Source organism: Thermostichus sp. MS-CIW-26 (assembly GCF_054059115.1).
The window spans coordinates 1-24,032 of the sequence record NZ_JBSSBV010000006.1; the positions used below are offsets into that span (position 1 = coordinate 1).

General features: G+C 56.9%; 23 protein-coding genes. 10 read left to right on the plus strand and 13 right to left on the minus strand.

The features are described from left to right. Positions 1-108: 108 nt before the first annotated feature. From rlmD to ACVWZU_RS03605, 9 genes are all read right to left on the minus strand, one after another. Entirely contained in the window at positions 109-1,503 is a 1,395-nt protein-coding gene (rlmD, locus tag ACVWZU_RS03565) for a 23S rRNA (uracil(1939)-C(5))-methyltransferase RlmD (protein WP_011432153.1), read from the minus strand. Positions 1,504-1,654: 151 nt separating this feature from the next. Beyond that, on the minus strand, positions 1,655-2,842 hold the full coding sequence (locus tag ACVWZU_RS03570; protein WP_414329285.1) for a GNAT family N-acetyltransferase: 1,188 nt from the start codon (positions 2,840-2,842) through the stop codon (positions 1,655-1,657). After that, positions 2,827-3,015 carry a DDE transposase family protein gene (locus tag ACVWZU_RS03575; protein WP_457443404.1) on the minus strand — a complete coding sequence of 63 codons (189 nt, stop codon included), beginning with the start codon at positions 3,013-3,015 and terminating at the stop codon, positions 2,827-2,829. Before ACVWZU_RS03575 ends, ACVWZU_RS03570 begins: the two co-directional genes overlap by 16 nt. 68 nt (positions 3,016-3,083) lie before the next feature. Then, a complete protein-coding gene (locus ACVWZU_RS03580) occupies positions 3,084-4,142 on the minus strand; it encodes an ATP-grasp domain-containing protein (RefSeq protein WP_457443406.1) in 1,059 nt (352 codons plus the stop codon). Between the two features lie 36 nt (positions 4,143-4,178). After that, positions 4,179-4,934, minus strand: coding sequence for an alpha/beta hydrolase-fold protein (locus ACVWZU_RS03585; protein WP_457443408.1), 756 nt, complete (start codon positions 4,932-4,934; stop codon positions 4,179-4,181). 129 nt (positions 4,935-5,063) lie between these two features. Then, positions 5,064-5,717, minus strand: a complete 654-nt coding sequence (locus ACVWZU_RS03590) for an LON peptidase substrate-binding domain-containing protein (protein WP_011432147.1) — start codon at positions 5,715-5,717, stop codon at positions 5,064-5,066. Between the two features lie 95 nt (positions 5,718-5,812). Next, entirely contained in the window at positions 5,813-6,361 is a 549-nt protein-coding gene (gene ruvC / locus ACVWZU_RS03595) for a crossover junction endodeoxyribonuclease RuvC (RefSeq protein WP_457394499.1), read from the minus strand. Continuing rightward, entirely contained in the window at positions 6,336-6,854 is a 519-nt protein-coding gene (pgsA, locus tag ACVWZU_RS03600; protein WP_414329287.1) for a CDP-diacylglycerol--glycerol-3-phosphate 3-phosphatidyltransferase, read from the minus strand. Before pgsA ends, ruvC begins: the two co-directional genes overlap by 26 nt. Positions 6,855-6,932: 78 nt before the next feature. Next, a complete protein-coding gene (locus ACVWZU_RS03605) occupies positions 6,933-7,868 on the minus strand; it encodes a nucleoside hydrolase (RefSeq protein WP_457443410.1) in 936 nt (311 codons plus the stop codon). A 121-nt stretch (positions 7,869-7,989) separates the two neighbouring features. Here ACVWZU_RS03605 and ACVWZU_RS03610 point away from each other — a divergent pair, with 121 nt between their 5' ends. The 7 genes from ACVWZU_RS03610 to ACVWZU_RS03640 all read left to right on the plus strand — a co-directional run bounded on the left by ACVWZU_RS03610 (position 7,990) and on the right by ACVWZU_RS03640 (position 16,113). Beyond that, positions 7,990-8,994 carry a circadian clock protein KaiA gene (locus ACVWZU_RS03610; protein ID WP_457388389.1) on the plus strand — a complete coding sequence of 335 codons (1,005 nt, stop codon included), beginning with the start codon at positions 7,990-7,992 and terminating at the stop codon, positions 8,992-8,994. A 2-nt stretch (positions 8,995-8,996) separates the two neighbouring features. Further along, the gene (gene kaiB, locus ACVWZU_RS03615; RefSeq protein ID WP_011430723.1) at positions 8,997-9,299 is read left to right on the plus strand and encodes a circadian clock protein KaiB; all 303 of its coding nucleotides are present in this window, start codon (positions 8,997-8,999) and stop codon (positions 9,297-9,299) included. A 28-nt stretch (positions 9,300-9,327) separates the two neighbouring features. Further along, positions 9,328-10,953 carry a circadian clock protein KaiC gene (gene kaiC / locus ACVWZU_RS03620; protein ID WP_011432142.1) on the plus strand — a complete coding sequence of 542 codons (1,626 nt, stop codon included), beginning with the start codon at positions 9,328-9,330 and terminating at the stop codon, positions 10,951-10,953. Between the two features lie 180 nt (positions 10,954-11,133). Then, on the plus strand, positions 11,134-12,291 hold the full coding sequence (gene pilM / locus ACVWZU_RS03625; protein WP_457443412.1) for a type IV pilus biogenesis protein PilM: 1,158 nt from the start codon (positions 11,134-11,136) through the stop codon (positions 12,289-12,291). A 60-nt stretch (positions 12,292-12,351) separates the two neighbouring features. After that, positions 12,352-13,059 carry a PilN domain-containing protein gene (locus tag ACVWZU_RS03630; RefSeq protein ID WP_457388386.1) on the plus strand — a complete coding sequence of 236 codons (708 nt, stop codon included), beginning with the start codon at positions 12,352-12,354 and terminating at the stop codon, positions 13,057-13,059. Next, positions 13,059-13,760 (plus strand): hypothetical protein, encoded by a 702-nt coding sequence (locus tag ACVWZU_RS03635; protein WP_011432139.1) that lies wholly within the window; start codon positions 13,059-13,061, stop codon positions 13,758-13,760. Before ACVWZU_RS03630 ends, ACVWZU_RS03635 begins: the two co-directional genes overlap by 1 nt. Positions 13,761-14,022: 262 nt before the next feature. Beyond that, positions 14,023-16,113 carry an AMIN domain-containing protein gene (locus ACVWZU_RS03640; protein ID WP_457443414.1) on the plus strand — a complete coding sequence of 697 codons (2,091 nt, stop codon included), beginning with the start codon at positions 14,023-14,025 and terminating at the stop codon, positions 16,111-16,113. A gap of 193 nt (positions 16,114-16,306) precedes the next feature. Here the strand turns inward: ACVWZU_RS03640 and ACVWZU_RS03645 are convergent, their stop codons facing one another. Then, entirely contained in the window at positions 16,307-16,873 is a 567-nt protein-coding gene (locus ACVWZU_RS03645) for a DUF2854 domain-containing protein (RefSeq protein ID WP_011432137.1), read from the minus strand. Between the two features lie 122 nt (positions 16,874-16,995). On the opposite strand from ACVWZU_RS03645, the gene ACVWZU_RS03650 reads away from it, so the two are divergent. Next, positions 16,996-18,537, plus strand: a complete 1,542-nt coding sequence (locus ACVWZU_RS03650; protein WP_457443416.1) for an aminotransferase class I/II-fold pyridoxal phosphate-dependent enzyme — start codon at positions 16,996-16,998, stop codon at positions 18,535-18,537. 15 nt (positions 18,538-18,552) lie between these two features. On the opposite strand, the gene ACVWZU_RS03655 is transcribed toward ACVWZU_RS03650, so the two are convergent. Further along, positions 18,553-19,995 (minus strand): hemolysin family protein, encoded by a 1,443-nt coding sequence (locus ACVWZU_RS03655; RefSeq protein ID WP_457443418.1) that lies wholly within the window; start codon positions 19,993-19,995, stop codon positions 18,553-18,555. A gap of 211 nt (positions 19,996-20,206) precedes the next feature. Beyond that, positions 20,207-20,461 carry a PepSY domain-containing protein gene (locus ACVWZU_RS03660; RefSeq protein WP_457443420.1) on the minus strand — a complete coding sequence of 85 codons (255 nt, stop codon included), beginning with the start codon at positions 20,459-20,461 and terminating at the stop codon, positions 20,207-20,209. 674 nt (positions 20,462-21,135) lie between these two features. Between ACVWZU_RS03660 and ACVWZU_RS03665 the strand changes: the two genes are divergently transcribed. After that, complete coding sequence (locus tag ACVWZU_RS03665) at positions 21,136-22,056, plus strand: branched-chain amino acid transaminase (RefSeq protein WP_011432133.1); 921 nt, start codon at positions 21,136-21,138, stop codon at positions 22,054-22,056. 65 nt (positions 22,057-22,121) lie between these two features. Next, entirely contained in the window at positions 22,122-22,640 is a 519-nt protein-coding gene (locus ACVWZU_RS03670; protein WP_011432132.1) for a phosphoribosyltransferase, read from the plus strand. Positions 22,641-22,663: 23 nt separating this feature from the next. On the opposite strand, the gene ACVWZU_RS03675 is transcribed toward ACVWZU_RS03670, so the two are convergent. Then, a complete protein-coding gene (locus ACVWZU_RS03675; RefSeq protein WP_457443422.1) occupies positions 22,664-23,992 on the minus strand; it encodes a hypothetical protein in 1,329 nt (442 codons plus the stop codon). Positions 23,993-24,032: the final 40 nt, after the last annotated feature.

Here is a 24,032-nt window from a genome sequence, read left to right on the forward strand (position 1 = left end):
CACATGGCCGACACTGCGTTTTTAAAGGGCGTCGGCTACGGTCGGCGCTATCCTTCCCCGCCCTGAAGGACGGGGCTTGCCGCGCCTTTTGGTCAGGGTGCGTACTCTTCAAACTCGCTCCAAAAAGGCCACCCCCTCCACATGCCCGGTTTGGGGAAAGAAGTCAGCCGCCCGCCATTGGGTAAGGCGATAGGATCCCTCTGCCAGTAGGATCTGCAAGTCTCGCGCCAAAGTGGCAGGGTGACAGCTAATGTAGACGATGCGTGGTGGTCGTCGCAGCTTTAGGGTCTCGAGCACTTGGCGGTCGCAGCCGCGCCGCGGCGGATCCAGCACCACAATGTCGGCAGGGGGCAGGGTCGGCAAAACCTGTTCCACCGTGCCCTGGAAAAATTGGGCTGAGGCGATACCGTTGAACTGGGCATTGTAGCGGGCTTGGGCGACCGCTTCCGGCAAAGCTTCCACCCCCATCGCCCGTTTCGCCCGTTGCGCCAGCAGCAAGGTTAAGGTGCCGATGCCACAGTAGGCATCCAGGATGGTTTCCTCTCCCCGCAGGTTCAGTTGGTCGGCTATCCAGGTAAAAAAGGCTTCTGCTTGCTCTGTGTTGACCTGGAAGAAAGAGGTGCTGTCGATCCAGAGGGAAAAACCGGCAAATTCCTCCCGCAAAGACCCCCGACCGGCAATCACCTCAGTCTCCGGGCCGAAGATGGCATTGGTGCGGGCCGAGTTGAGATTGAGACAGACCCCCACCAGGTCAGGGTAGCGCTGCATCCAGCGTTCGGCCCAGCTTTCCAGATGGGGCAGGCGACGACTGCAACTGACCAAGGTCAGGAGCACCTCGCGGGTACGGCGACCGATGCGCAAACCCAAGTGGCGGAGATGACCTTGGTGACGACTTTCGTCGTAGACACTCCAGCCCGTTTCTTGGAGATCCCGCTTGATTTCCCTCAGGAACACATCCAGCCGCTCGTCTTGCACGGGGCATTGGTTGAGGTTCACCAGGCGGTGGCTGCCCCGTTGGTAGTAGCCCATGCGCAAGGGCTGGCCCTCTGGTTTGGCCATGGGGTAGGTGACCTTGTTCCGATAGCGCAGCGGCTGCTGGGATCCCAAAATAGGGACAGGCTGCGGCAGAGTCAGACCGCCAATCCGCTCCAGTGCATCCCTGAGGATTTGCTGCTTGGTGGCCAACTGCTGGGCATAGCTGACATGTTGCCATTGGCAGCCACCACATTTGTCCGCCACAATGCAGGCTGGTCGCACCCGTTGGGGAGAGGGAGAAATCAGCGACCGAATTCGCCCGACCAAGTAGTTGCGCTTGATCTCGGTTATTTGGGCCACCACCTGATCCCCGGGCACCGCCTGGGACACAAACACCACTCGCCCTTGTCCAAGTCCTACCGTGTGGGCAATGCCATCTCCCTGGGGGGTCAGGGCCGTGACCTCCAACGCCAAGAGATCCCCAGGTTTAACGGGATCAGGAAGGCCGGAAGGGATCGGATGTTCCATTAGGCTGTTTCGCCGAAATTCGAAATAACTATAACCATAGGTCAGGTCGTGTTGGCTGGAGTCAGCATTGCCGGAAAAAGCTGTAGCAAGGCAAAAAGCATGTCAGCGGCCAACTGCTTACGGGATTGAAAACCCCATCCAATGAAGTGGTTCACTCCTTGGTCAAAGCAGATAGAGAAGGCAAAACATCTTCTCGAAAAGGAACCTCGTTTTGATTCACATTCTCCAGCTCGGCCAACATGAGAGGGTTAACCCGGTTCAGGTAGGGCACCAAAACCTGTTGCAGCCTTCGGCTATAGAAGCGGTGGTAGCTGTACACAGGCGTGGCCGGAAATCCCCGTCGAATCTTATGGGATCCCCCTGCGCCGGGATCAAAGTTGCGGATCCCTTCTCGGATGGCGAGGGCAATGGGCTCGTAGTAGCAAACGTTAAAGTGCAAAAACTTCACCTCCTCCCGACAACCCCAGTAGCGCCCGAACAGGCGATCTCCCTTACGAATACAAAAAGACATCCCCACAATTTCTGCATTCCGTTCCCCGGCCACCAGCACAACTCGCTCCCGATAGTTGGGATAGAGAGACTCGAAAAAGCGGCGATTGAGATATTTGCTCCAGTTCCAAAATTGGGCGCAGGTGTTGCTGTAAAAGTCGTACATGAGAGACAACAGGCGGGGCGTGATCTCCTCTCCTGTGTAAATCTTGAGTTCTAGGCCGCTTTTTTCCATTGCAGCCCGCTCTCGCTTGATGTTGCGCCGCTGGTTGGCATTGAACTGGCTCAAAAAGTCTTCGTAAGAGCGGTAGCCGGGGTTGTGCCACTGGTAGTTGTGGGTGATCCGGGGCGTAAATCCATCCGACTCCAATTGAGTCCGCCAGTCCAGATCTACGTAAAGCAAGCTAAACACCGAAATATCCTTCTCTTGGCAAAACCGGTCAATGGCTGCCAGCATCAACGACCACACCTCTGCTTCTGAATACTCGGGATGGACGAGAATGCGATAGCCCGTGGCCGGGGTGAAGGGGGCCATGCCGATTAACTTCGGGTAGTAGCGTTCCCCCAATTGGCCGGCAACTGCAGCCCATTCTTGGTCAAAGACAAACTCCCCCTGGCTGTGGCTTTTCAAATACAAGGGGGCAGCAGCAACCAACTGGCCGTCCGCCTCCACCAACAGGTGACAGGGCAGCCACCCTGTCCTGCGGCTGGCACAACCTGAGCTCTCTAGGCTGTGCAACCATTCGTATTCCAAAAAAGGAGAGGTGCGCTCCGTTTGCAAAGCGTGCCAGGCCACTGCCGGGATCTCGCGAATATCGTGGCACCAGCGCCATTTCAACCCGGTTGACATTTGCCTGCCTGGATCAGATCAACCCGCCGTGCAATTGCCTCAGCTTGGCCGGGAAAAGGCCCCCAATGCTCTTGCCGACTCAAGAGGGGATCCCCCGCCGCCAAATGCAGCACCTGGCAGGATCCCTGCGCCTGCTTGATCACGTACCACCCTGAAACGGGGTCGGAAACCACGCTGCTGCTCCTTTGCCCGTCCACAACTTCTCCGGCGGAAAACCACACTTTTGGGTTCTGGTTTGATTTTAATCGGGATCCCTGGGCTCGTAGTAACGGTTGGCCAAATCCAGAGCCATCTGAAACTTCTGCTCGCGGGTGAGATCGGCCCGTCGGGCAATGTGGGCAAAGCGGTTGATATCTGGGGGCAGGAAGTCGAAAGGACGCTGTTCCCGCACGATGTCCAAGACCAAATCGCAAAGGGCCTGCTGGTAATCGTTGTAGAAGATCTCTCCCAAAGCCTTGAGCCGCCCATCGGGCACCGGATTGTTAAAGTCGATGGCCTGGAGCTCTCCCTGCTCGTCGATAAATAGCTCCACCGAGTTCATTTCATAGCCCAAAACTCGATTGATAATCCGACAGGTATTGATGACTTTCTGGCCCATTTCCGGCGTGAGAAATTCTGGATCGAACAGATACTCGCTGGCATCGAACTTGCGAAAGATATACTTGATCGGAATGATCTTTCGGCCAATGCAGAGGGCGCGAATCTGCCAAGGGTAAGGGGTTTTGACCTTCTCTTGGATCATCATCACCTGAGATCCAGAGCGGTCGTAAAAATAGAGGAGCTGCTCCATGTTGTGGGCTATTTCTACTCCAATGGCCTCTCGCCCCTCCGCCGGCTTAATCACAATTGGCCAGCCCAGATCTTCCGCCATCCCCTGCCAATCGAAAAACTTGTGATACTTAAAGTCCTCTGCTTTCAATGCGGGGGCTTCTTTAGGGGGCAGAATGTAAGTTTTGGGGATGGAGATCCCCAGCTCTTTGACCACCATGTAGGCAGCATCTTTGTTGCGCAGGTAGTAATAAAAGCTAAAGGGGTTGTTGATGAGGTAAACCCCCCGAAAGGCAAAGCCCATGAACAGGCCGATGGCTTGGGGGTAAAGGTAGCTGAAACGATCCAGGATCAGGCGATACTTGGTGCGGTAATCCAGGTTCACCTCGTGAATGGTGACATGTTCGGCCCGGATCTTGTAAGTTTGGCCGTTGCGAGCTTGAATAGGGGGAAGTGCGTTGAGGCGGGCCAGAGTATCGTCCCCAAAAGGCTCGCTGAAGTGCAGGCTGCCAACCCAATAGTCTTCAATCATCAAAGCTCTCTCAAAAGCTATTCCCTGCAAGGGATCCTACGCGAAGGCGCGGATTTGCGCTTGCCAAGTGGGCCAGTCGTGATCCCCCTCCCATACCTCCAGTTGATGGGGGATGTCGTTGCGGCTGAGCACTTCTGCCAGGCGCAGGTTGTCGCTGAGGCAGTGGTCGCGGCGAGCGGTGAGCAACTTCAGCTCGGTGTTGCGCCCGCCCAACTGATCCCAGAGTTGCCGGCTCATGTTGGACATATAGGCCAGCGGGTTGATGAAATACAGCTCTTGCTCTGCCTGTTGGGGATCCCAGCCGGTGACAGAGCCGAGAGCGGCCACATCGTAGGGCCCCCCCAGAGCCAAACAACGGCGCACTAGGCCGGGATGCCGACAGGTGAGGTTGACAGCATGGGTAGCTCCCAGGGAAAACCCAGCCACCACCAGAAACTCATTTTGCGCCTCGGCCTTGGCGTAGGGGATCAGCTCTTCTACCCAGTGCTGCTCCAACAACAGCCAACGCTCCCGCCGTTGGGGCAAGTCCAGCTGGCGGTTGAACAAGGTCTCCCAATCCAGGGTTTCCACGCAAAAAGCCTGCAAATAGCCCTGCTCCAGATGATGGCTGAGGCTGGCGATGATGCCGCGATCTTCCACGTCAAAAAAACGCCCGTTGCTGGTGGGCAGACAGATCAGCGGGTAGCCGTGATGCCCAAAGTGGAGCATCTCCATTTCCCGGCCCAAGATCTGAGAGGGAAAGCGCAAGTAGCGGCGAGCGTAGGCCATGAAAAACGGGGAAGGGATCCTCAAGAAATACCCAACCTTTCCGGGGGAAGCATTCTGCTCTGCCTGGTCGAGAAAGGCAAAGGGCACTCTCTGGAAAGGTCCACAAGAGCCACCAGAACAGATGGGAGCAGACCTGACCAACTGACAGGAACCTCAGGAAATTTCCGTGAACAGATCCTTGAGGGCCGTGCGGGCGGCCAAGTGCTTGCGGGTGGACTCGAGAATTTCGGCTTCCCGGCGCAGCCGCCTTTCGGTACTGACCATTTCCAGCAGAGCTTGCTGCTCTTGGGGGGCCCCATGGAAGTGGCTAGCCACCCAGTAGGACAGTTCTATGGGGGTGGTGGGGAGCTGCTCCGGCAACTGTGCATCCCGCTCCATTAGCTTGCCCGAGAGACGCACCACATCTTGAAGGAGAGTGGTAACCTGGCGCACCCAGCTCTGCAGGTCATCGGAAGGGGTGGTCGGCTCATCCTCAATCCATTCCACCAGCCCCACCCGGAAGGGTTTTTCCCGCACGTAATCCAAGACGCGGAAGCGCTGCTGCCCCAAGGTCAAAATGTCCATGCGGTCATCCGGCAATCGCTGCACCTGCAACACCTCAGCACAACAGCCCACCCGCACTGGGGATCCCGTCTGGGGATTGAACATCAGCACCCCAAAGCGGCGATCCGTCTCCAGAATGGTGTTGATCATCATGCGGTAGCGGTACTCGAAAATGTGCAGCGGCAGAGGTCGGCCCGGAAACAGCACCACCTCCGGCAAGGGAAACAGCGGTAGCTCGCGAACATCCACGGAAGAAGAAGGCATAGGGCTTGTGCTTCTCGCTGTACTGAGTCTAGCCCATCTTTATTGGCCAATCTTTATCTCTGCTAAAGGTAGGGGATTGACAGGGAGGGGATCCCTCAAGAGAAGCGGTGGTGCCAGACTGTGATGGCAATCGCCAAGGCATCGGCGGCATCATCCGGGCGGGGCAAGCTGGGCAGGTTGAGTTCCCGGGCCACGGCAGCTTGTACAGCCTGCTTGTCGGCGCGTCCGTAGCCTGTCAAACTTTGCTTGACTTGGGCGGGCGTAAACTCCACCGGCAACAGATGATGCTGGGCCAAGGTGAGCAGGATCACGCCACGGGCTTGGGCGATGGCAATGGTATTGCCCATTTTGTAGAAAAAAAGTTTTTCCAGCCCCACCTGATGCGGGCGCAGTTGGCGCAGCAACTGGCTCAAATCCTCGTGCAGCGTTTGCAGCCGCTCCGGCATCGAGTGTTGGCTGGGGGTGCTGATCACCCCATAATCCACAGGTTTCAACCCCGCAGATCCCGCCAGAATGCAACCAAAACCCATGGTTCCCAGACCTGGATCTAGGCCGAGGATGCGCTGCTCAGGTGGGGTGTCTCCTCTGTCGGCGAGGGGCGGGGGGATCTGACAAGGGCTATGGCCTGCCGGGTGACTGCGCATGATGGGGATGATCGGTGTGCAGGTAGGTCAGGCCCGAGATCAGGGTGAGAACCACCGCCACCCAAAAACAAGGGATCCCTCCCGGCCACCCCAAAATCAGCAAAGCAATGGCCAGGATTTGGGTTACCGTCTTGGCTTTGCCCCAGAAATTGGCACCGCGGATTTGGCTTTGGTTGACCCGCCAGCCGGCGATGGCCAGCTCCCGCCCCACCAGCAAAAACACGCCCCAAGCGGGGATCCGCCCCAGTTCCAGCAGGCCCAGCAGCGGCGCCAACACCAGCAGCTTATCCACCAGAGGATCCAAAAACTTGCCCATATCGGTTACCAAGCCATAACGGCGGGCCAAATGGCCATCCAGCCAATCGGTTGCCGCCGCCAACAGGAACGCCCAGAGGGCCAACCTCTCCCCCAGTGGGGATCGCAGGCTCAGGCCCAGCAAAACAAAAGGGATCCCTGCCAGCCGCAGCAGGGTGACGGCGGTGGGCAGGTTCACCCACTCCAGCTTGGCACGTTGGACGGCGCTGGGATTCTCCACCTTCGGATCTGGCCTCAAGGATCAGAACTATCAGAATTATCGGTAACGGCCCAGGCGCTCGGTGAGCAGGTGGTAAAACCCCTGGGCATCCACCCCAAAAGCCACCTGAACATTGGCAGGGCGGCCACTGGATCCCCAGCGATCCACCACCGTCCGGCCCAGGTTCAAGGGGCTAGCCGTTTCCACCTCGACGTAGCAGGGCTTGAGCTCGAACAACTGCGGCTGTAACAGATAGGCAATCACACAAGGGTCGTGCAATGGCCCTCCCGGTAGCCCGTAGCGTTCTACGTCGACCTTACCGTAAAAGGTGAGCATATTGGCCACCGTCTGCCCAACGCGGGTGCCCAGGGCGCGGATGCGCTCAATCCGCTCCGGCGTGCTGAGGACCTGTTGGGTGACGTGCAAGCCCAGCATCACCACCTCCGGGATCCCGGCGCTGAGCACGATCTGGGCGGCGTGGGGATCGGTGAGGATGTTGAACTCGGCTGCCGGGGTAACATTCCCCTCAAAGGCGGATCCCCCCATAAACACCAGCCGCTGGATGCGCTCCACAATCCGGGGCTGCTGCACCAGGGCCACTGCCAAGTTGGTCATCGGGCCCAGCAAAGCCAAGGTAACCGGCTCAGGGGCAGCCATCAGCGTCTCGATGAGATAGGGCACTGCATGCTGGGATCCCAAAGGCATCTGGGGCTCCGGCAGATCCGCTCCGTCGATCCCGGTTTTGCCATGCACCTGCTCGGCGGTTTCCAGAGGGCGCAAGAGAGGTCGGGGGCAGCCAGCATACACCCCCATCTGCGGCTGACCGGCCAATTCACAGATCTGTCGAGCATTGCAGCTGGTTTTGTCCAAGGAGACATTGCCAGCCACCGTGGTAATGCCCAGCAATTGCAGCTCTTCTGGCGACGCCATAGCCAGCAGCAGAGCCACCGCATCGTCTTGGCCAGGGTCACAGTCGATGATCAGGGGCACCATAGGGATCTCGGCAGCAGCTCACTCACCCCTAGTTTAGGTTTTTCTCCCGCTCTTTTCCTCTGGCCGGTGAGCGCGGATCCCGGTCAGATTTAAGATAGGAAATATATCTTCATCCTTTGTCTTGTTGCCTGACACCCATCCACTGCGCATCAACCTGTTGCTGGATTGGGAGCCGCCAGCAGGAGAGCCCCTAGCTTGCGAGGACTGGCTACCCCCTGAACGCTTTGTTGTCGAGTGTTTTCAGGATCAAGCTACCTTCCTAGAGGCTCTCAGGAGACAAGACGGCCATGTCGATTGCTTGGTGCTCCTGGTGGATCCCACTCGGCTGCAAGAGCTGCACGATCTGGGCAATCAGCTCTGCGCGTGGGGACTGCTGCTGCCGACGGTGTTGGCGATTGTGCTGGAAGAATCCCACCTGCAAAAGGAAACACCGGAGACGGAAGGAGAGATCCCTGCCACCTCATCTTTGGTGAAAGCATTGCTCAAGCGAGAGCAGTTTTTCTACCACAACGCCACCCTCGTCCGTCCCATTTCGCCACAGGAGCTGAAGGGGCAGGTGCGGGCCGACTGTACCGCTTCGGGATCCCCTTCCGTCTTGGAGCTGCTGGTGGATCGGGCCATCGCCTTGTTTCTGCAGATGTCTCCCACCTGCGGCCTCCCGCAGGGCCCAGTGCATCCCAGCGATCAGCCCTACCTGGCCTACAGCAACCAACAACAGCGACGGCTGGCGGAGAAATTGCGGGAACGGCTGGGCTACGCCGGAGTGTACTATCATCGTGACCCAGAGCTGTTTTACCGTCGCCTCCCGCCCCACGAGCAGCAAGCCCTCATGCGACGGCTGCGTAACCTTTACCAGGCAATCGTCTTGGACTATTTTCAATCTCCCGAGACCGTCAATGCCCGCATCGACGAGCTGGTGGCCTTGGCCTTTTTTGCCGATATCGGCGCTGCTCAACTGCTGGAGCTGCACATGAACTTGATGGAAGACTTTGCCAAACAATTGAAGCTGGAAGGCCGCAGCGAAGAGATCCTGCTGGATTACCGCCTTACCCTGATCGATGTGATGGCCCACCTGAGCGAAATGTACCGCCGCTCCATTCCCAAAACCGCTCCAAGGGATCCCTGATTATGTCCACTCGCAAAGCCTATGTTCTCAAGCTCTACGTGGCGGGCAACACCCCCAATTCTCTGCGTGCCCTCAGCACCTTGCAAGACATCTTGGAAAAGGAGTTCCGCGGCGTGTACAGCCTGAAGGTGATCGATGTCTTGAAAAATCCGCAACTGGCAGAGGAAGATAAGATCTTGGCAACGCCGACCTTGGCCAAAATCCTGCCGCCACCGGTGCGGAAGATTATTGGCGATCTGTCCAACCGCGAGAAAGTGCTCATCGGCCTGGATCTGCTCTACGAAGAATTGGACGAAGAGGCTTGAGACAGGCTGCAGGAGCAAGGAGAGTGGGATGAACCAGTCATTGGGGCCTTCTGAGCCAGAAAAGCCACAAGATAACACCGCAGAGGACTCCACCGAACCAACCCCAGACAACCACCGGGCGGATCTCTCAGAGCTGCGAGGGATCCCCAAAAAACAGACGGGCATCGAGGGCTTTGAAGACATCAGTCACGGTGGGCTACCCCTGGGACGCACCACCTTGGTCAGCGGCACCTCCGGCACCGGCAAAACCCTGTTTGCCATGCAGTTCCTCTACAACGGCATTGTGAAGTATCAAGAGCCGGGGATCTTCGTCACCTTTGAGGAAACCCCCGCCGATATCATTCGCAATGCCTCCAGCTTTGGCTGGGATCTGCAGGCCCTCATCGACAGGGGCCAACTGTTTATCCTGGATGCCTCCCCCGATCCCGAAGGCTATGAGGTGAGCGGCAACTTTGATTTGTCGGCCCTCATCGAGCGCATCCAGTACGCCATTCGCAAATACAAAGCCAAGCGGGTCTCCATCGACTCAGTGACAGCCATCTTTCAGCAATACGACCCTGCCGGTGTGGTGCGGCGGGAGCTGTTCCGCCTGACGGCCCGCCTCAAGCAGGCCAACGTCACCACCGTCATGACCACGGAGCGCACCGACGAGTATGGTCCCATCGCCCGCTACGGCGTAGAGGAATTCGTCTCCGATAACGTGGTGATCCTGCGCAACATCCTGGAGGGAGAGAAACGGCGGCGCACCATCGAGATCTTGAAGCTGCGGGGCACCACCCACATGAAGGGGGAATATCCCTTCACCATCACCAACGACGGGATCAACATCTTCCCCTTGGGAGCCATGCAACTGACCCAGCGCTCCTCCAACGTGCGGGTCTCCTCCGGCATCGAGAAGCTGGACGAAATGTGCGGCGGCGGCTTCTTCAAAGACTCGATTATTTTGGCCACCGGCGCCACCGGCACGGGCAAAACCTCGCTGGTGAGCAAATTCCTGGAGCGGGGCTGCCTGGATGGGGAACGCTGCATTCTCTTTGCCTACGAAGAGTCGCGGGCGCAGCTGTCCCGCAACGCCTCCTCCTGGGGCATTGACCTGGAAGAGTTCGAGCGGCAGGGCCTCCTCAAGATCATCTGCGCCTACCCAGAATCTGCCGGCCTGGAAGACCACCTGCAGAAGATCAAAACCGAGATGATGGCCTTCAAGCCCTCCCGCATGGCCATCGACTCCCTGTCAGCCCTGGCGCGGGGAGTGAGCCAAAATGCCTTCCGCCAGTTTGTAATCGGGGTAACTGGCCTGGCCAAGCAGGAGGAGATCACCGGCTTTTTCACCAACACCACCGACCAATTCATGGGATCCCATTCCATCACCGAATCCCACATCTCCACCATCACCGACACGATTATCCTGCTGCAATACGTGGAGATCCGCGGAGAGATGGCCCGCGCCCTCAACGTCTTCAAAATGCGGGGATCCTGGCACGACAAAGGGATCCGCGAGTACCTGATCTCCAACGCAGGCATCCAAATCCGCGATTCCTTCCGGGGCTACGAGCGCATCATCAGCGGATCCCCGACCCGCATCAATGTGGATGAGAAAAACGAGCTCTCCCGGATTGTGCAAAACGTCCAGGCCCTCGAGGAAGAAGGGTTGTGAGCGGTTACAACAGTTCCGTGAGTGGGCGCGGCAACAGACCCGTTGAGTCAAGCGAATTTCCAACACCGCTCAACACCGCGCAAGCCCTGCACTTGCGGCTGGCAGGGAGGGATCGGCCCAGACAAGGATTTCCCCGCGGCCAATGGCGAACAGTGGTAACCCACCTACAAATTGGGTAGTATGCCTCTAGCAGTAGCGCAAAGGGCGGGGTTTCCCGGCGTGTTTAGCTTTCTCGGTGGCTCCAAAACCCGAACCATGCTTGGGGTGGACATCAACCCCGAGCGCATCGCCGTTGCCCAACTGAAAAAGCAGGGCAATGGTCGCTATCGTCTGGCCCACTACCACAGCGTGGACATGCCAGAAGGGGCGATGGTCGAAGGGCGCATCCTCGATCCGAGCACAGTTGGCTTGATCCTGATGAATTTGCTCAATGAAAACAAGGTACCCACCAACCTGCCGGCAGCCACAGCAGTGCCCGTAAGGGAGGCCATCGTTCGTCTCATTCGCCTGCCTGCCGACCTGCCCGCCGATGAGCTGCGCCGGGTGGTTTTGGAGCAGGAGGCCGAACTTTACATTCCCTATCCGCGGGATCAGGCGGATGTCGATTACCAACCCTTGGGTCTCGATCTTTCCCAGGATGGCATTGAGCGCATCGAAGTCTTGCTGGTGGCCATCCCCAAAGAGGTGGTGGACAACTATCTAGAGGTGCTGCAGGCGGCTAACTTGCAGGTGCGCTGTGTGGAGCTGGCCAGCTTCTCCCTCATTCGCACCATCCGCGATCAGCTAACCCAGTACGGCCCCCAAGAGGCCGTGTTGCTCAGCTCCATCGGCTACGACAGCAGCGAGATCAGCATTTTGGTGAACGGGATCCCACAATTTACCCGCACCGTCAACATCGGCACCATCCACATGCGGCAGGTGCTGGCCCAGTCCCTGAATTTGCCGGTTAGCCGCACCGGCGACCTGTTGCGAACTCTGAGGCTACCCTTACTCAACCCCACCGATATTTTGGCCACGGGAGAACAGCCAGCGCCCAGCAATCCCGGTGTAGCAGCAGTAACGCGCGTTGTCTCCGATTTGGCGGATGAACTGAAGCGCTCCATCGACTTCTTTACGAGCACAGAAAGCAGCTCGCCTGTGGTGAAAGTACTGCTGGCCGGAACTGGGGCAAGCATCGGCCAAATCGACGGCTTCTTATCTCAGTCGTTGAGCGTGGCGGTGGAGTTGGCGGATCCCTTTGGCAACATTGTCGTGCCGGATTCAGTGGAACTGCCCCTGGAGGAACGCCCAGCAATGGGAGTGGCCCTGGGGTTGGCGCTGCGGGAAGACACCAAGTAGCGGCAGCAGGCAGCGCAAGCTCGCCCAACCGATGGAATAGCGCACAAGGCGGTTAAAGAGATGTACACACCGGAGATCAATTTCCTCAAAGAAAGGCCGGATGTCCTCACCACAGCTCGAACAGGTGGGGAAGCAGTAGTCGCAGCTGAGGCTGCAGAGGGATCCCAGAATTGGATCCCGGCCATTGGCCTGGGGGTTGCTGTTGCTGCTGTAGCGATGGGAGCTTTTTGGTATTTCCAAGACAGCTTTTCCCGCCAGAGAGAAACCTTGAGGGCGGAGCGGGCTCGCCTTGACAGTGAGCTCAGCACAGCCAATGCTGAGTTGTCCCAGCTGCAGAATGCCAATCAAGAGCTGCAAACCATTCGCGCCCAAACGGAAGGGTTCCGCTCCTTTCTGAGATCGGTCCAGCCTTGGTCGGCCATCTTGGAAGAGCTGCGGCGCAAGATCCCCGGCCAGGGGGTATGGATAACCAACATCAGCGCTTCCGGGGATACCGTCAATATCCAAGGAGGGGCGCTGGACTTTCCCCTGGTGAACGACTTTTTGCTCACCCTGCTGGATTCCAACTTTGTTACCAGCGCCGTCCTGAACAGCAGCTCCCGGGTGGACGGCACAAACCTAACCGAGCCCAGCGTCACCTACGGCATAACCGTAACCATCCGTACCCTGGGGGATCCCGACCCAGAATTTACCCGCGAGCTGGAGCAGCGGGGAGCGATAGGCTTGGTTGAAAAGATCCGCATTTTGCGTCGAGTGGAGGCGAACTGATGACTGGATCGGTTGAAGGTTTTCCCGACGAACAACTGGTGGTTCCCCCGGCAGGGCCGCCGGTACTGCTGGGCGTGGAGCTGACCCCCATTCGAATTGGTCTTTTGATCGGGATCACAGGGTTAGCCGCGGCGGGGTTTCTGGCCTTCACCCAACTTCGCCCCTTGATCGAGGAGGTACAGGCTTTGGAAAGGGAGGTAGCCAACAAAACCACCCAGTTGCAGGACATAAAGAGCCAGATTGCCAGTTTGCAAGATGTGCCCAATCAGGTCGAGAGAGCTCGCGTGGAGCGGGAACAGATCAGTGCCCTGCTCTCCACCCCCGAGAATGCCGACACACAACTGCTGGATCTCAACCGGCTGGTGCAGGGGCAGCCCAACAGCGAGCTGCGCAGCTTTAGCCCTTCTCCACTGACTCCAGCGTCTTCGGCCAATCCGGAAGTGCCTGGGATCATCGCTCCCGCCATCCAAGTGCAGACCACCCGTGTCGCTCTGCGTGGCCCCTATACGGAGCTGATCAATCTGATGGGAGATATAGAACGTCTGCGCACGCTGTTCCGGGTGAGCAACATCAGCTTAAATCCTGTTCAAGACACAGGGGAACTGGACGCTGCTTTTGATTTGATTGCCTACATCTACAACAAAGACGTTCCGTTGGGCACTGCTCCTCCACCTGAAGGGCAAACGGCACCTGGTCAGTAGCCCAGCCATGCCTTGACTCAGGGGGGGATCCTGCCAGTGCGGGATCCCCTCTGGTTTTCAGAAGACGGGAACAACCGCCGGTTCAGCACGGATAGTGTTGCCGAATCGAAGATCTGGGAAAAATTTCTTCCGAAACGGCTACAGGTAGTGGCAAAGTCCGAGATTTCGGCTTTGATTAGGGAAGTACGGGGTGAACGAGGCCAAAGGCACCCGTGGCGAGGTGAAGCAAGAATACGACTGGGTGAAGGAGTGAGGTGTGAGGATGATGAACCGTCGAGTTGCTTATGGGTGTGCGTTGGGCTTGATCCTGTCCCTGCCCCCATTGGCCTTAGAAAGCCGGGTCAATGAGGCAGCCGCTCAACAGTTGACCTCCGCAAACCCGCAACGCCTCAGCCGCATCACAGATATCCGCCTGGTGCCCAACGGCAACCGCATGCAGTTGGAGATCAACACCGAAGGGGGCGCTCGCCCACAGGTGTTCTTTACCCAGCAGGGACAATCTTGGATCGGGGACATCACCAATGCTCAATTGAGCGGAAGCCAGGGCCGCTATCGCCAAGAGTCTCCCCTACCAGGGGTGCGCTTCATTGAGGCCCGCCAGTTGAGCAACGACAGCGTGCGGATAGAAATAGCCGGTGTGGCCGCAGCTCCCCAAGGCTTGCTGGCTCGGCGCAGCCCGACGCAGTTGGTCTTCGACTTTGAGGGCCTACCCTCTGCCCCACTGGCTCCCCTAGCGGCGGTTCCCCCTCAACCCTCGTCCAACCCAGTAGCGCCCGGCCAACCGGCGTCACTAAACCGACCTCAGCCCGTGGCTCCTGTTCCTCAGCCCGCAGCTCCTGCCCCTGCCTCCCAACCGGTCGCTCAAAACCCTGCCCCTCCGCAGACAACTCAAGCGGCTCCTCCTGCACCTGCTGTTCCTGCTGCACCCGTGATTTCTCAGGTCCCCCCTGTGGGCCAGCTCAACCAACCTCAATTGCCGCCGGGAAGTTTGCCCACCGAATCTCCTTTTCAGGGGAGAGCTGTGGCTCCTCCTGCTGGCGATATTGCCGTTGGCACAATCCTGCCTGATCCACCTACAGTGGATCTCGGATCCAATGCCAGGATTAGCTTGACCTTGAAAGATGCTCCTGTGGGCGATGTGCTGAGCTTGTTGGTGCGGCGAGCAGGGTTGAATGTGGTGCTCAACGACGTCCCACCCGATCTAACCATCTCTCTGGATGTGCAAGACTCGCCCTTACAGGAGACATTCAACTTTATCTTGCGGCTAAAACAGTTGCAGGCCCAGCGAAGGGGCCAAACCGTATTTGTTGGACAAAACCTGCCAGGGGTGACTGGGATCCTGGTGCGCAATTACCGCGTGAATCAGGCAGTCGCCACCGATTTGGCCAGTCGGCTGGAAGGAGTTTTGAACGCCGTTGCTCCCGGTGCCCAATTCGTTGTGGACGAGCGCACCAACTCCATTACGGTGATCGGCAACTCGCGGCAGCAGGACATCGCGGCTGCTCAGATTGCCCAATTGGATGTGCGTCGGCGACAGGTTTTGATTTCGCTGAGGGCAGTTGATATTCGGCTAAATAACAACGAGAGCCTTTCGATCAACCTAGGGGGAGCTTCTGGCAACTTTGCTGTCGGAACTTTAGGGGACGCCAATTTTGGTGGTCAACCGCTCAATCAACCTGCGGGATCCTCGGTAAGCTCTATCGGCCCTGCAGGCCCATCAGGATCCATCACGGGAATATTTAACACTCTCAACCGGCTGCAGCAGTCTTTGGCTCTAAGAGTGCAGTCTGCAATACGAAATGGAACTGGAAAAATTCTAACTGACCCCAAAGTTGTGGTGGCAGATGGCGGATCCAGTCGAATTAGCATTGCAACCAGCGTGCCTGTTAACGTTGAAACCATCACCATACCCCAGGGCGAAAACCAGCCTCCAGTTGTTACTCAGCGTTTGCAGCGAGAGGATGCTGGGGTTATCCTTGACGTCTCAGAAGTTAGAATAGATGACAATGGGTTTGTTACCCTGACCATTCAGCCGGAAATTTCTATTCCTGTACCCAGTCAAATATTGGCAAGCGGAGACTTTGCAGGCATTCTACTTTTCAATATTGACAGGAGGCGGCTGGAAGCATCTCAGCTCAGGTTAAGAGATGGGCAAACCTTTATTATTGCTGGCCTCATTCAAGACAGGGACATCGTTGACGTTCAAAAAGTGCCTTTCCTAGGCGACTTGCCTCTTTTGGGTGCTTTGTTCCGCTCTCAGAGTGTGAGCAACGAGCGCAATGAGGTGGTCTTCATGCTAACGCCCTACATTATGGATGATAATGTTGCTTTTGGTCTTCCTCCCAATCCGTAAAATTCCCAATCCGTAAAATAGGGTTATGCCGAACTGCCAAGTTTCGTGACATCCTCCCAACACTGATACTATAGGCACAGCGCAGGACCCATAGCTCCCCACACCCCTCATGAGTTAACTCTCGACAGTCCTGAGTTACTGGCTGCATTAGCTTCGGGATCCGTTGAGTTGCATTCAGCAGCTAATGGCTTCTTCAAGTGGCCTGGGATCCACCTCGGGCAACAAGCGCCAATTCCACCTGATTTTCTTGGGGCTGCCCCAGTTGCACCTCCACATCTCGGCCAAAGAAGCCTTGCATTTTTTTCTGGTAGCTTTCCTGCCATTGTTGGAAGGGAACCTTGGGGGAATCGAACAGAAGCACCAAGGTATACCGGCCATCTCGCAGCTCTTCTCTGTACCCTCTCACCTTGGGCAGATCTGCTTCCAGAGGGCCGCGCAGACCCAGAAACTCCAGGGCATCTTCCAGGTGGGCATTAGCCCCGTAGCTATATTTGGTGATATCGGCGCGGACTTGCTTTTGAATTTCCGTGGCCTGCTGGGCGCGGGCTTGGATCACCTCGAGAGAAGGGGCGGCCAGGGCAGGTACCGGCTTGAGTTCCACTACCTTCATGGTCACCCCTCCCAACAGCAAGGGGATCCCGGCAAACAGGCCAATGAGATTGAGGGTGGGATCGTTGTAGTGGGCAAAGCCCCAAGCCGTGGCGGCAACGCCGGCCAGCAACACGAGAGTGCTCAGGGGGAAGGGCAGTTTTTCAAACATACAGGAGAGGAAGAAAGGCCACCTGAAAACCCAGGCTAGCAGGAAAAGCGCCAGCGGTGGACTTAGCCTCCATTGGGATGGATAATCACAAAATGCCCACCTGGTGTGTTGAGGAGTGGTCTGTGGTTCTGTCCAATCTGTCCAAAACCTCTCGTTGCTTGCGCTCGCTGGATCGCAAAGCCCAGGAGCGAGCACCTCTGTTTGAGGCCATCCGCCACTATTGCAGCTTGGATAAGGCTCCTTTTCATACGCCAGGCCACAAACAGGGACGGGGGATCGCCACCGATTTGCGGGAGTTTTTAGGAGAAAACGTCTTCCGAGCGGATCTGACGGAGCTGCCAGAGGTGGACAACCTCCACGATCCCGACGGCGTGATCCGGGAGGCGCAGGAGCTAGCCGCAGCGGCCTACGGCGCCGATCGCAGTTGGTTTTTGGTCAACGGCTCCACTTGTGGCGTAGAAACCCTGGTGATGGCGGTGTGCGACCCAGGGGACAAGATCCTACTACCGCGCAACTGTCACAAGTCGGCCATCGCCGGCGTGATCCTCTCTGGGGCCGTGCCCGTCTACATTGAGCCAGATTTTGACTTGGAGCTGGGCATTGCCCACGGGATTACCCCAGCCGGTTTGGAGGGGGCCTTGGCGGAGCATCCCGATGCCAAAGGCGTTTTGGTGGTCAGCCCCACCTACTACGGGGTCTGCTGCGATGTGCAGGCTTTGGCCTCCATCGCCCATGCCCATGGCCTACCGCTATTGGTGGACGAGGCCCACGGGCCCCATTTTGGGTTTCATTCGGAATTGCCCATTTCGGCCTTGGAAGCCGGAGCCGATCTGGTGGTGCAGTCCACCCACAAGGTGATCTCCGGCATGACGCAAGCCTCGCTGCTCCACCTGCAGGGATCCCGTATTGACCCCAACCGGGTGCGCAACATTCTGCAACTGCTGCAATCGACCAGTCCCAGCTATGTGCTGATGATGTCGCTGGATGTGGCACGGCGGCAGATGGCACTGGAGGGAGAAGCCCTGCTGGGCCAAGCCTTGGCTTTGGCGGATCAGGCCCGCGCCCGCCTCAACCGTATTTCCGGGATCTTCTGTTTTGGCCCGGAACGCATTGGCTCCACTCCCGGCTTTTTCGATTTGGATCGCACCCGCTTGACCGTGACGGTGTCGGGGCTGGGCCTCTTTGGCTTCGACGCTCACGACTGGGTTAACGATCACTTCCACGTGCAGCCGGAGATGTCCACCCTGCACAATGTGGTCTTCATTGTCAGCATCGGCAATACCCAGCGAGACATTGACCGCCTGGTGGAAAGTTTCGCCGCCCTGTCGCAACATTTTCAGGGATCCCGCCCATCCAGAGCGGCAATGGAAAAAATGCAGCGGCTGGCACAACTGCCCCGTCCTTGCTTGCCACCACAACGGCTATCACCCCGGGAGGCTTTTTTTGCTCCCATTCAGCGGGTGCCTTTCCAAGAAGCAGTGGGCCATATCTGCGCCGAGATCATCTCCCCCTATCCACCTGGGATCCCGATTTTGGTGCCGGGAGAAGAGGTGACTCAAGAGGCGGTGAACTATCTGCTGTTGGTGCATGAGGCAGGCGGCTTTATCAACGGCCCAGAGGATGTGCGCCTACAAACCCTGAAGGTGGTCAAAGCAACGGCCTAGTCCTCTCCAGCAGGTTTATGGACGGGCTTTTGCCGTTTGCGCTGGGGGGAGCAGCGGTAGGGAGTTTGCCGGGGTGCCGGGGCGGCGGGCTACCTTCACCCGATCCACCCGTGGCCCCTCCATGCGCACCACCTGAAACTCCATCTCTTTGTAGGTGAACTTTTCCCCAGCACGTGGGATCTTCTGCATGTGGTAGATCAAAAAGCCCCCCAGCGTTTGGTAATCCTTGTGCAGAGGCAGGTTGAGGCCACAGCGCTCGTTGATCTCTTCAATATCTAGCTGAGCCTGGATGAGCAAGGTATTTTCGTCAAGTTCTTGGATGTCCGGCTCCTTGGTGTTGGGATCCGGGCCATCGGAGAGCTTGCCGACGATCTCCTCCACCAAGTCTTGAACGGTGATCAGGCCCGCCGTGCCGCCAAACTCATCCACCACCACCACCATCGGCCAGTGGTGCTGCCTCATTTCGGGCAACAGTTCGGCAATTGGCTTGTTCTCCGGCTCAAAGTGGGCCTCGCGGATGAAGTTGGTGATGGGGCTGTGGAGGTCGATGGATCCCTTGGCCAACTGGCCGATCAACTCCTTAACGTGGATCAGCCCGCGGATGTCATCCAAAGACTCGCCGTAGACCGGGTAACGGGAGTGTCCTGATTCGGCCACCTCGGCCAGCACCTCTTGCACCGTTGCAGTTTCCGGCACAGCGTCGATGCTGGTACGCGGGATCATCACCTCGCTGGCCACCGTCTCGCCAAACTCGAAGATGTTGCTCAACAGCTCTCGCTCTTCCGCCTCGATGTTGCCCGACTCCACCGAAGAGGCGATCAGCAGTTGCAACTCCTCCACCGTCATGGTGCTGTAAAAGGAGCTGGCCTCCGGAATCTGGACTCCCAAAAGCCGCAGCACACACCGAGAGGAAAAGCGGGGCAGCTCTACAAAAGGTCTTAGGATACGGCTGACCAAACGATTGAGCCAGGCCAGTTTGAGCGCAATCGGCTCCGAATAGAGGATGGCCAGAGTTTTGGGGATCAGCTCCCCCACCACAATCTGAAAGTAGGTGAGCAGCGAAAACACCAGCACCACTGCCACCCCTCGAATAAGGGCCGGATCCAGGTTCTGAAGCCAAGCCAACTGCCTCAAGGCCAGAAACAGCGTCGGCGCCACTTGCGTAGCCCCGATCCAGCCCAGCAATACACTGGCCAGAGTAATGCCCAACTGGGTGGTGGAGAGGGCATATTCCAGTTGCTCTTGGGCTTTTTGCACAAGAGCTGCCTGCCGGTTCCCTTCGCTGGCCAACTGCACTATCCGGGAGCGCCGCGCCGATACCAAGGAAAACTCGACTGCGACAAAGAAAGCGTTGATGACCAGAAGACCGATGACCCAAAGGAGACTAAGCGACGCATCTCCCCACGAAAGCTCAGTGTTGGGGAAAGTAGCCGCCGAGGCTAAAGGGGGGTCGTCCATCAGGGGGAGCAGCAAGACGGATAGACAGCATTCTAGCTCAGCCTGACCCCGCCACCTGTCCCTAGCCAGCTGTCGAACCGGCTTCAGCCATCAGGCAGCTACCGTGTAGACGCTTTCCCCATGCCCAAAATGCAAGGGATCCCCGGCTTTCGCAGTTCTCATTCATCAAGCAGTAACAGCTACAACCTTTTCCGGCAACGCTCACCCCCGCCTAGGCAAGGGCACCTCCTGAGTGCTGGTTGTCGATATCGACAATATTGCCGGTAGTGGCGTCGATCTTGACTTTAATGTCGTTGGTAAATTTCACTTCCCAAACTAGGCGCCCATCTTCGCGCTCCAACTCAACTTCTTTAATCACGGCATTGGGCACGGCAGATCGAGCGATCCGAATGGCTTCCTCAATGGGGATACCCAGAGCAAAAGATTGGGCAAAAGCAGCCCTCCGGCTCCCACCCGTCGACAGCATCGGGCTAGCGGGGGACAAAATGCCAAGCAAAAGTAAGGCAGCAATCGAAAGTTTTGCAGGCTTTATTTACAGCTGCTTGAGCAACCACCTCCTTACCCTACCACCCTGAGACCAAAGAAGCCTTGCCACAAGGAGCATTGCTGCCTTCACAAGGAGTTCACCCCCTTTGCGTCATAGGGTGTAGCTGCTCGGCCCCTCTTCAGCTACGAACTGTTTGCTTCTCCAATCCAACCCTCTCGGAAACTGACTGGCTAAACAACGCTGCTGCGGGGGAGGAATACCTGATACATTCACGCTGAACTCTCCTGAACATGGTTCAGGAAAGAAGCGATCGCATCCTGCCTATCTCTGAGCAGGAAGGCGGTATCCCGCAAAGCCCTGAGGAATACCCCCCGAGCGCTTTCCCCCTTCACTTCCCGGCAACCGTTGCGGTGGACTCAAGGATCAGGGGGAAACTTGGTCTACTATATCCCTCTCAATGACTTTTGCCAAACCGCCTAAAGCTCAGTAAATTCAGCAAAGTTCAGGGTTTTGGGGGTTAGAGGCATGCTCTACGCCTATCCCGCGTGCTGCTACTACAGGCAGGGAAGTCATGCCGACGTTGGAGCTCCCGGCACTGCACGAATCGGTGATAATATTCCTACCTCTCATTCCTACCCCGGTGGGTGCCGACCATGCCAGATTTTCTGCCCTACGCCTACTTTCAGGGCCAGATTGTCCCCTTTGCTGAGGCGAAGATTTCCATTGCCACCCATGCTCTGCACTACGGGACAGCGGCGTTCGGCGGCCTACGCGGGATCCCTGATCCGCAAAACCCGGATCAAGTTCTGGTGTTCCGTCTGGATCGCCATTGCCGACGACTGAGTCAAAGCGCCCGCCTGCTCTGTTTTGATCTCCCTGCTGAACGGATTGAGCAGGTGATCGTCGAGCTGATCCGAAAAAACCGTCCCTCCACGTCTTTCTACATCCGCCCCTTGGTGTACACCTCCGACCTAGGCATCTCGCCGCGGCTGCACAACATTGAGAAAGACTTTTTCGTGTACGGCTTGGAACTGGGGGACTACCTCTCGCCAGAGGGAGTCAGTTGCCGCATCAGCTCTTGGGCCCGGCAAGAGGATCGCAGCCTACCATTGCGGGGCAAGATCACCGGCGCCTACATCACTTCCTCTTTGGCCAAAACCGAGGCGGCGCAGGCTGGCTATGACGAGGCCATTTTGATGAACTCCCAGGGCAAAGTGAGCGAAGCCTCGGGCATGAACATCTTCATCGTGCGCAATGGCGTGCTGATTACCCCCAGCTTCGACCAAGATATCTTGGAAGGGATCACCCGCGACAGCGTCCTCACTCTGGCCCGCGACCTGGGGATCCCTACCCAAGAACGGCCCGTTGACAAATCGGAGCTATTGATTGCTGACGAGGCCTTTTTAACCGGCACTGCTGCCAAGATCACCCCCATTCGCCAGATCGAGCAGTACGTCCTGCCCCCCTCCCGCCCCATCACTGAGCAGTTGCGGCAGAAGCTGACGGCAATTACCGAAAATCGGGATCCCGTCTATGCCCATTGGGTGAAGGTGATCCCTCTGAAAGAAAGCTAGTCCCTAGTCGAGGGGAGAAGCGTCATTATTAAACTGAGCACTCTAGATGGGTAGAGGGGGATCCCTTGCACGAAATTTCCATTACCTGGGCCGACTACCACCGCAAAATCGAGGAGTTGGCCGTCAAAGTCTACGAAAGCGGGTGGGAATTTAACCAAATCGTCTGTATTGCCAAGGGGGGGCTGCGCATCGGCGATACCTTGGCCCGTCTTTTCGACCTGCCCCTGGCCATCCTCTCGGCCTCTTCTTACTCCGGCCCCGGCAACCGCCAGCGGGGGCAACTGACCTTCTCGCGGGATCTAGCCATGACCACCGCCAACCTGGGCAGCCACGTGCTGTTGGTGGACGATCTGGCAGACTCCGGCATGACCCTGAAACGGTCTGTCCATTGGCTCAAGCACCACTATGGCTTCTACGTGGAGGAGATCCGCACCGGCGTACTGTGGTACAAGGCCGCCTCCGTCTATCAACCCGACTACTATGTGGACTATTTGCCGGATAACCCTTGGATCCACCAGCCCTTTGAGCCCTACGAGCAGATGACGCCTCAGCAGCTGATGCAGTTGCTACGCTCTTCCGGTTAACTTTTCTTTATCACCTCAGGGCTCTAACCAGTAGGAAACTCGAAGCGGGGCAGCTTATCCAGGGCAGGCTGGATCCCTGCGGGGATTCGCTCGTGAGTAAGGGGGTAGTAGTAATCAACCCGAGCCAGTAGTCGCTTCCACTGCTCAGAGTTAAGAGTTTTAACCAAAGAAATAGACGGCTCAACGCTTAGCTCGTGTCCCAAATCCATAAGCTCGATAGTAACGTTAGCTGCTGCGGCTTCCAGAACTGACTCCGCCATCCCGTAGTCTGGCTCTGCAGACACGATCAAAGCGTAATGCTGAGGATTGGAACTAAGCAGAATAGACTTTAGTAAAGGCTCCAAGCTTGCAGTAACTGATTCCCGAAGATTTGGATCCCAATCGGGAAAAAGAGCTAGATTAATCTGGCTTAGATAAATCCCTAAAGTAGTAAAACTCAGTTGCTCTGCGGAAGCAGGCGTCAAGCTTTGCTTCTGGTGTTCCAGCGAGGCATCGCTAAACTTTAAGCTCATTTCAATTTTCTCATCTTCAGTGGTCAATAGTACATGCCTTCCCTCTCTTTTACTATGGCTGGTTAGGTGTATGATAGAAATAGGAGTGTGAGGTAGGTAAGGCTCAACAAGTAGGTTTTGCCTTGGATCCCATTTTGGCAGTCCGTAGTGACAAGTCCAATTGCAATAGGCAGGTAGAAGTTCTGTTTCCTTAAGTAGCCCATCTAGATAGACCGCTACATTTAGAGCGAGTTGATCGGTTATGATAGAAGGTCTTCTAGCTAAAGCTTGAGAAAGCCGAAAGTCCCAAAGATCCCAGTGCTTGGCAGTATAGGACATTGCAAAAACACCAGCATTAAGGAGGGGGTACGTATGTAAGTCCTCGACACTCAGACTGGGAAAGTGGTATCTGTAAGCTTCACTAAGATCAATTAGGTAATCTTTTGGGCCATAGAGTAATCTATTCCCTCGGTCAATCTCCGGAACAATAGCTAGCCCTCGCTTTTTGCTTCCCTGGATGAGCAAGTCAATCCCGAACCAATCCTGAACCCAAGCATCTGCGTCAATCCAAATATAAACTTCATAGTCTGGAAAGTACCTACGTAGCCGGGGCCGAGCTAGTAATCCCCGCAGATAAGAAGGCACACTCTCAACTCCAGCAAAGTTATAGTTCCAATCCGGCTCAACAATGTAATTGACGTGTTTTGAAAGCCAGTCTACTTGCTCAGGGGTACAGCCCAAATCGAAGAAGCCTATCTCAACAGATTTACCCTGCTCCTTACCTCGGATGGAAAGAACAGTTCCCTGCACTAGATCGAAGAACTTGGAGTCGGCTGCAGTGATAATAACTACTGATTTCATACCAAAAGATAGTTAGGGAGGTAGGAATTGCCTAGAACCA

What these genes read in the sequence shown, in the direction of transcription:
- ACVWZU_RS03660 (WP_457443420.1), bottom strand. Translation starts at nt 20,461, where the DNA reads ATGCTGTCGACGGGTGGGAGCCGGAGGGCTGCTTTTGCCCAATCTTTT.
- ACVWZU_RS03570 (WP_414329285.1), bottom strand. Translation starts at nt 2,842, where the DNA reads ATGTCAACCGGGTTGAAATGGCGCTGGTGCCACGATATTCGCGAGATC.
- ACVWZU_RS03655 (WP_457443418.1), bottom strand. Translation starts at nt 19,995, where the DNA reads ATGGACGACCCCCCTTTAGCCTCGGCGGCTACTTTCCCCAACACTGAG.
- ACVWZU_RS03665 (WP_011432133.1), top strand. Translation starts at nt 21,136, where the DNA reads ATGCCAGATTTTCTGCCCTACGCCTACTTTCAGGGCCAGATTGTCCCC.
- rlmD (WP_011432153.1), bottom strand. Translation starts at nt 1,503, where the DNA reads ATGGAACATCCGATCCCTTCCGGCCTTCCTGATCCCGTTAAACCTGGG.
- ACVWZU_RS03630 (WP_457388386.1), top strand. Translation starts at nt 12,352, where the DNA reads ATGTACACACCGGAGATCAATTTCCTCAAAGAAAGGCCGGATGTCCTC.
- ACVWZU_RS03635 (WP_011432139.1), top strand. Translation starts at nt 13,059, where the DNA reads ATGACTGGATCGGTTGAAGGTTTTCCCGACGAACAACTGGTGGTTCCC.
- ACVWZU_RS03675 (WP_457443422.1), bottom strand. Translation starts at nt 23,992, where the DNA reads ATGAAATCAGTAGTTATTATCACTGCAGCCGACTCCAAGTTCTTCGAT.
- ruvC (WP_457394499.1), bottom strand. Translation starts at nt 6,361, where the DNA reads ATGCGCAGTCACCCGGCAGGCCATAGCCCTTGTCAGATCCCCCCGCCC.
- ACVWZU_RS03645 (WP_011432137.1), bottom strand. Translation starts at nt 16,873, where the DNA reads ATGTTTGAAAAACTGCCCTTCCCCCTGAGCACTCTCGTGTTGCTGGCC.
- kaiC (WP_011432142.1), top strand. Translation starts at nt 9,328, where the DNA reads ATGAACCAGTCATTGGGGCCTTCTGAGCCAGAAAAGCCACAAGATAAC.
- ACVWZU_RS03580 (WP_457443406.1), bottom strand. Translation starts at nt 4,142, where the DNA reads ATGATTGAAGACTATTGGGTTGGCAGCCTGCACTTCAGCGAGCCTTTT.
- ACVWZU_RS03605 (WP_457443410.1), bottom strand. Translation starts at nt 7,868, where the DNA reads ATGGTGCCCCTGATCATCGACTGTGACCCTGGCCAAGACGATGCGGTG.
- ACVWZU_RS03590 (WP_011432147.1), bottom strand. Translation starts at nt 5,717, where the DNA reads ATGCCTTCTTCTTCCGTGGATGTTCGCGAGCTACCGCTGTTTCCCTTG.
- pilM (WP_457443412.1), top strand. Translation starts at nt 11,134, where the DNA reads ATGCCTCTAGCAGTAGCGCAAAGGGCGGGGTTTCCCGGCGTGTTTAGC.
- kaiB (WP_011430723.1), top strand. Translation starts at nt 8,997, where the DNA reads ATGTCCACTCGCAAAGCCTATGTTCTCAAGCTCTACGTGGCGGGCAAC.
- ACVWZU_RS03640 (WP_457443414.1), top strand. Translation starts at nt 14,023, where the DNA reads ATGATGAACCGTCGAGTTGCTTATGGGTGTGCGTTGGGCTTGATCCTG.